Source organism: Cyanobacterium sp. (assembly GCF_054166785.1).
In genome coordinates, this window is the sequence record NZ_JBSZCP010000026.1 from 23,400 (window position 1) to 29,848 (window position 6,449).

Annotated in this window: 7 protein-coding genes; 6 read left to right on the forward strand and 1 reads right to left on the reverse strand. The window is 38.4% G+C overall.

Annotation, left to right across the window (positions count from 1 at the left end; translation table 11 throughout):
- Positions 1 to 3 precede the first annotated feature (3 nt).
- Positions 4 to 450 (reverse strand): DUF3531 family protein, encoded by a 447-nt coding sequence (locus ACXITR_RS04715; RefSeq protein WP_457996078.1) that lies wholly within the window; start codon positions 448 to 450, stop codon positions 4 to 6.
- Positions 451 to 804: 354 nt separating this feature from the next.
- Between ACXITR_RS04715 and ACXITR_RS04720 the strand changes: the two genes are divergently transcribed.
- From ACXITR_RS04720 to ACXITR_RS04745, 6 genes are all read left to right on the forward strand, one after another.
- The gene (locus tag ACXITR_RS04720; RefSeq protein ID WP_457996079.1) at positions 805 to 1,083 is read left to right on the forward strand and encodes a hypothetical protein; all 279 of its coding nucleotides are present in this window, start codon (positions 805 to 807) and stop codon (positions 1,081 to 1,083) included.
- A gap of 44 nt (positions 1,084 to 1,127) precedes the next feature.
- Positions 1,128 to 2,429 (forward strand): HlyD family efflux transporter periplasmic adaptor subunit, encoded by a 1,302-nt coding sequence (locus tag ACXITR_RS04725; protein WP_457996080.1) that lies wholly within the window; start codon positions 1,128 to 1,130, stop codon positions 2,427 to 2,429.
- Entirely contained in the window at positions 2,426 to 3,577 is a 1,152-nt protein-coding gene (gene devC, locus ACXITR_RS04730; RefSeq protein WP_457996081.1) for an ABC transporter permease DevC, read from the forward strand. The genes ACXITR_RS04725 and devC overlap by 4 nt, the downstream gene beginning before the upstream one ends.
- Before the next feature lie 35 nt (positions 3,578 to 3,612).
- A complete protein-coding gene (locus ACXITR_RS04735) occupies positions 3,613 to 4,347 on the forward strand; it encodes a DevA family ABC transporter ATP-binding protein (protein ID WP_457996082.1) in 735 nt (244 codons plus the stop codon).
- Positions 4,348 to 4,481: 134 nt separating this feature from the next.
- Positions 4,482 to 5,930 (forward strand): Asp-tRNA(Asn)/Glu-tRNA(Gln) amidotransferase subunit GatA, encoded by a 1,449-nt coding sequence (gene gatA, locus ACXITR_RS04740; RefSeq protein WP_457996083.1) that lies wholly within the window; start codon positions 4,482 to 4,484, stop codon positions 5,928 to 5,930.
- 288 nt (positions 5,931 to 6,218) lie between these two features.
- Positions 6,219 to 6,449, forward strand: a 231-nt coding sequence (locus tag ACXITR_RS04745) for a helix-turn-helix domain-containing protein (RefSeq protein WP_457996084.1), incomplete at its 3' end; no start/stop codon positions are given.

Here is a 6,449-nt window from a genome sequence, read left to right on the forward strand (position 1 = left end):
AATTTACTCTTCCATAAATTTATCATCAGGATTAGTTTCCACAGGCCAATCAGCGTTTTCTCCACCAATAATAAACTGATTAATTGTTACATAGTCCTTAGAAAGTTCCCTCAAAGAATTAATTAAAATATCAAGGGAAACTAAGTCGCTAGTACCTAAATCTAACCAACATCTCCCCCAGTTACCTAAAAATTCAAATTCTCCCATATTGTGCATCAAAGACATCATAGAATTTTCGGCATAGTCAGGATCATAGTTCATATAACTAATATCAATACCCACCTCTTGAACTTGGAAATTTTCTGCATTATAACCGCCCAACTTCCCAAGAAAAAACCAAGAATTAAATAACTCTTCAACGTACTGTTTTTCCATCTCTTTTGGTACTGTTTCAAACTCAATCCAAATCCATAAATCAAAGGGATTAATTTCTCTAAATAAGACTTCCATTTTTGTTTTATTTATATATTATCAATCTAAATTATATCACTATTTATAGTGTGAAATAATCAATAATTATCACCTATTTTACTTCTTAACAATTTTATCAATGATTATCCATCTAAAAGTGAGTAGGAAAAGCAAAAAAATATCTGATCGAAATAATTAGAGTAAACTAGACAAATAATATGTATTTGGCGTTGGTGAATTAATCTACGGTTTTTAGTTTAGTTCGGCAATGGGCAATAGAATAGTGATAATAGTTCTAGTATTCTATATTCGCCGTAGTTCAATGATGTTGAATGCCCAAAATAAGCAACACCATGTATTTGATTATTAATGTTCTTATTTGTAACTGAGCTTATGCTACCGATTATTACTCATTTCTTGGAAGATTACTATTTATATCTAAAACCCTTCTATTTTGTAGGGGCTTGGTTGCTGTTGTTTGTGTTAACGAGAAGTCTTGTGGGGGGGGTAAAGGCTGCGGTAAAACGTGGTCAAGAAATGCACGAAATTCCCTGTACTAATTGCCAGTATTTTACCAATGATTATCGCCTGAAATGTACCATTCAACCAAACATTGCTAACACTGAATTGGCGAAGGATTGTCCTGATTTTATGAGCGAAGAAAGCTGGTAGGATTAAGGTATATTACATAAATTAATAATCATTAGTTAAAAATAATGAGCGATCGCACTTCAGTTTTCGCTGATAATGGTAAAAAGTGGATAATCCTGTCCGCCATCCTAGGGCTAATCACCCTGATGGGTAGTGCCATTTATGTCATTCAGAGGACAAACTCCCAAAGTCAATCAGATGAATCTACCTCCCCCAGTGTAGCCACCATTGAAGCCGTTAGTGCCTTGGGAAGAATCGAACCCGAAGGAGATGTTGTGTTAGTTGCCGCCTCCCCTGCCATGGCTGGGGCAAAAGTTAAAAGTCTTTTAGTATCCCAAGGGGATTTTGTACTACAAGGAGACATTATCGCTATCACCACGGATTACGATACCAAACAGGCAGAGTTAGACAGGGCAAGAAGAGATTTAGAAGTTGCCCAAGCAAATCTAGCCATCATTAATGCGGGGGCAAGGGAAGGACAAATCAACGCCCAACAAGCTACCATTCAAAGATTACAAGCCCAGATTGCCACCCAAAGGGAAGTGGATAACGCTAGACTTAGTCGTTTGAGGGCGCAAATTACCTCCGAAAGAGTCGAAAGACAAGCCACCGTTGATAGGCTACAAGCAGAATTAGCCAATGCCCAAAATGAATTACGCCGTTATCAAGATTTAGTGAGAGATGGGGTAGTTTCTCAGTCAGAATTTGAAACTAGGGAGTTAACTTTTAAAGCCGCCCAAAAACGTTTTCAGGAATCAGAAGCTACCTACCAAAAAACTATTAACACTCTCAATGCCGAAATTACTGAAGTAGAAGCCGTTACTCAACAAAATATTCGTACCCTCACCCAACAAATAAATGAAGCCCAAGGAAGATTAGAAGAAATTAGAGAGGTTAGGGGGGTAGATGTGGCTGCCTCGGAAGCCGAAGTGCGTCGGGCTATGGCTGGGGTAAATCAAGCCCAAGTTGAGTTGGAATTAACCCAAATAAAAGCCCCTATAAATGGCAAAATTCTCGAGATAAAAGCCCGTGAGGGGGAAAATATTGATAATGCCCAAGGGGTAGTGGAGATGGCTAATATTGATCAAATGTTGGTGATAGCAGAAGTTTATGAAACTGATATTGGTAAAGTGGAGATAGGGCAGGAAGCTACCATTGAAAGTGAAAATAATACTTTTAGGGATCAAATTAGGGGAAATGTTGTCCAAATTAGTAGCAAAATTGGTAAAAAAGATGTCCTAGAAACTGATCCTGCTGCCAGCATTGATGCTAGGGTTGTGGAAGTAAAAATTGCCGTTAATCCTGAGTATAATGATATTATAAATAGCCTTATTTATTCACAAGTATTTGTTCAAATTTTATTATGAAAATTCCTCTAGCTTGGTTACAATTAAGTAGAGAAAAAATTAAATTATTAGTGGCGATCGCAGGTATTGGTTTTGCAGATCTTTTAATGTTTATGCAACTAGGATTTAAAAGTGCATTGCTACAAAGTGCGGTGACAGTCCATGAACAAATAGAGGGGGATATTTTTTTATTAAGTCCTAAATCTGATGCTCTTATTTCCATGAGAAGTTTTTCTGCCCGTCGCTTACAACAGTCTTTGGGGGTAGAAGGAGTAAGATCTATTAACTATGTAAATATTGGCTTTGCCCTGTGGACAAATCCCGAAGATCAATCCACGAGACAAATTATGGTAATTGGTTTTAATCCTAAAGAACAACTTTTTAAGTTACCCGAAGTACAGGAAAATTTGGATCAATTAAGACTGCCTGATGTAGTATTATTTGATGATAAATCCAGACCAGAATTTGGTCCAATTCCCGCTTGGTATAATGAAGGTAAAAATGTTCGTACCGAAATAAATGAACGGGAAGTTTCTGTGGGAGGATTATTCTCCATTGGTTCTAGTTTTGGGGCTGACGGTAATTTAATTACCAGTGATTTAAATTTCCTCAGAATTTTTCCTAATCGGGATAGAAATTTAATTGATATGGGGATAATTCGTTTAGAAGAAGGGGTAAATTATGAGGCGGTTATTAATACTTTAAGACAAAGATTTGATCAAGGGGATGTGGTAATTTTATCCCGTGATGAATTTGTAGCCTATGAAAGGGAATATTGGGAAAATAGCACTGCCATTGGTTTTATTTTTAACATTGGGGCGCTGATGGGTTTAATTGTGGGGGTGGTGATTGTATATCAAATTTTATATACGGATGTGGCGGATCATCTTCCTGAATATGCTACCCTCAAAGCCATGGGTTATACCAATAACTATTTGTTGCGTTTAGTGTTTCAACAGGCTTTTATTCTTGCTTGTGTCGGTTTTATTCCGGGGATTGGGGTTTCTGCCCTCCTTTATAATGCGGCAGCGGGGGCAACGGGTTTACCTATTTATATGACGATTTCCCTTGCTTCTCAGGTTTATATTTTAACATTAGGAATGTGTTTTGTTTCAGGGGCGATCGCCGTTAATAAGTTAAAATCTGCTGATCCTGCGGATATATTTTAAAATTAATTTCCATAATATGAATAAATACTAAAAATATGTTAACTTCAAAAGCTGAATTAAATCCCCAGATCCAAGAAGAAAATCAAGAAGACAAAAAAGTTGTTGAAATTAGTAATTTAGACTTTTATTATACTAATAATAAATTAACAAAACAAATCCTTTTTGACATTAATTTAACCCTAGAAAAAGGGGAAGTAGTAATCATGAAAGGGCCTTCAGGTTCAGGAAAAACCACACTACTAACTTTAATGGGAGCTTTACGCAGTGCTACCCATGGCAGTCTAAAAGTATTTGGTAAACAGCTGGTAAATGCCGATAATAATCTCCTAATTGAAACAAGAAAAAATATTGGTTATATTTTCCAAGCCCACAACTTACTTAAATCTTTAACCGCCAGACAAAATGTTCAAATGTCCATGGATTTACACCCACAATTTTCCTCCGAAGAAAGCAAAAAAAAATCCATAGAAATGTTAGAAGCCGTAGGTTTAGGCTCTCATATTGACTACTATCCAGAAAACCTGTCTGGGGGACAAAAACAAAGGGTAGCCATCGCCAGAGCTTTGGTATCTCACCCTAAAATGGTCTTGGCTGATGAACCTACCGCCGCCCTTGATAGTAAATCTGGTCGTGATGTGGTGGAAATCATGCAAAGATTAGCCAAAGAGCAGGGCTGTACTATCCTTATCGTAACCCATGACGATCGCATTTTAGATGTAGCCGAAAGAATTATTGAATTAGAAGATGGAGTTTTAGGGGTCAAGGTTTAAGAATTGACAATGGACAATGGACAATTGACAATGAAATATATTTGGATCATTACCCATTGTAAGAGATCATAATCGAAGAGATTAGCCTGAGAGCTAATTATCAATTATCAATTATTAATTATCAATTACTATCCATGGCTTCCATTTCCCAATTACACAAACAGCTTATCAATAAAGAACGTTCAGCGGTAGAAATTACCCAAGAATATCTGAATACCATCGAAAAATTAGAACCCCAAATAAAAAGCTATCTCCACATCACCAAGGATTTAGCCCTTAGCACTGCCCAAAAAGTAGATGAAAAAATTGCTCAAGGAGAAGAAATCGGTATCCTAGAGGGTATTCCCATCGCCGTTAAGGATAATATGTCCACCAAAGGCATTCCTACCACCTGCGGCTCAAAAATTCTTGAAGGTTTTACCCCTAGCTATGAATCCACCGTTACCCAAAAACTCCATGATCAAGGGGCGGTAATATTAGGTAAAACTAACTTAGATGAGTTTGCCATGGGAAGTTCCACCGAAAACTCTGGTTATCAAGTTACTGCCAACCCTTGGGATACCACCCGAGTACCGGGAGGCTCTTCTGGAGGCTCTGCGGCGGCGGTGGCGGCCGATGAATGTGTAGTTTCCTTGGGATCTGATACTGGGGGTTCAATCCGTCAACCTGCTTCATTGTGTGGGGTTGTGGGCTTAAAACCTACCTATGGTTTAGTCTCTCGTTTTGGTTTGGTGGCCTATGCTTCTTCCCTTGATCAAATTGGGCCTTTTGCTCACACCGTCGAGGATGCAGCTGTTCTGTTAAGGGCGATCGCCGGTTACGACTCCAAAGACTCCACTAGCCTAAAAGTAGAAATCCCTGACTATACCAAATCTTTCGCCACCGATTTAAAAGGATTGAAAGTAGGCATCATCCGAGAAACCTTTGGGGAAGGATTGGATGGCGTAGTAGCGGAATCCGTTAACCAAGGCATCAAAGAATTAGAAAAATTAGGAGCCCAAGTAAAAGAAATTTCCTGCCCTCGCTTCCGCTATGGCTTACCCGTTTACTACATTATCGCCCCCAGTGAGGCTTCCGCTAACCTTGCCCGTTATGATGCGGTTAAATACGGTGTTAGAAGTCAAGCCGATAACTTGATGGATATGTACACCCAAACAAGGGCGCAAGGATTTGGGCAAGAAGTAAAACGTCGTATCATGTTAGGCACCTATGCCCTTTCTGCGGGTTATTATGACGCTTACTACCTTAAAGCCCAAAAAGTGAGAACCTTAATTAAACAAGACTTTGACAACGCCTTTGCTGACGTGGATGTGTTGATTTCTCCCACTTCTCCTACCACCGCCTTTAAGGCAGGAGAAAAAACCGATGATCCCCTTACCATGTATTTATCCGATTTAATGACTATCCCTGTTAACCTCGCTGGTTTACCCGGTATGAGTATTCCCTGCGGTTTTGATGGTCAAAATTTACCCATCGGCATGCAATTAATCAGTAATGTTTTACGGGAAGATGTGTTGTTTAAAGTAGGTTATGCTTTCCAACAGGCCACCGACTGGCACACCAAATCTCCAAATTTGGGTTAGTAGCCGCCTAAATCTTCAACCTCTTGGCCTTTGGCCTCTCCCCTTTTTAGGGGAGAGAGGAAACTATTTGAATGGAAATTAATTGTCCATTATCAATTATTAATTATTAATTATTAATTACTCAGTTGACCCTTAAACATTAATTAGGTTATCAAAAATTTTGGGTATAAAACCCCGTCATACATGACGGCTTTATATTTATTACAAGATATATTGATAAATTGTAAGTAGAGATGGTACACTACCATTTAGTTTAACAATACCATTTAGTTTAACAACTCCTGGCAGATGCTGAATCTAACGTTCAACTACAAGCTAAAACCTACGGCGAAGCAAATAGAAATCATTGAGCATAATCTTGATGTCTGTAAGTCTGTGTGGAATCACGGTTTGTATGAACGTAAATTGTGGTACAACAGTAAAACTTGTTGTGTAGATAGGTGTTCTTTAAATGGTGAGTATATTGTAAAACCTTTTGAATACCCTAACTATCACGCTCAGTCCGCATCACTAACTCAA

Excerpts from the sequence above, each read along its gene's own strand:
- ACXITR_RS04725 (WP_457996080.1), top strand. The coding sequence starts at position 1,128 with ATGAGCGATCGCACTTCAGTTTTCGCTGATAATGGTAAAAAGTGGATA.
- devC (WP_457996081.1), top strand. The coding sequence starts at position 2,426 with ATGAAAATTCCTCTAGCTTGGTTACAATTAAGTAGAGAAAAAATTAAA.
- gatA (WP_457996083.1), top strand. The coding sequence starts at position 4,482 with ATGGCTTCCATTTCCCAATTACACAAACAGCTTATCAATAAAGAACGT.
- ACXITR_RS04715 (WP_457996078.1), bottom strand. The coding sequence starts at position 450 with ATGGAAGTCTTATTTAGAGAAATTAATCCCTTTGATTTATGGATTTGG.
- ACXITR_RS04720 (WP_457996079.1), top strand. The coding sequence starts at position 805 with ATGCTACCGATTATTACTCATTTCTTGGAAGATTACTATTTATATCTA.
- ACXITR_RS04735 (WP_457996082.1), top strand. The coding sequence starts at position 3,613 with ATGTTAACTTCAAAAGCTGAATTAAATCCCCAGATCCAAGAAGAAAAT.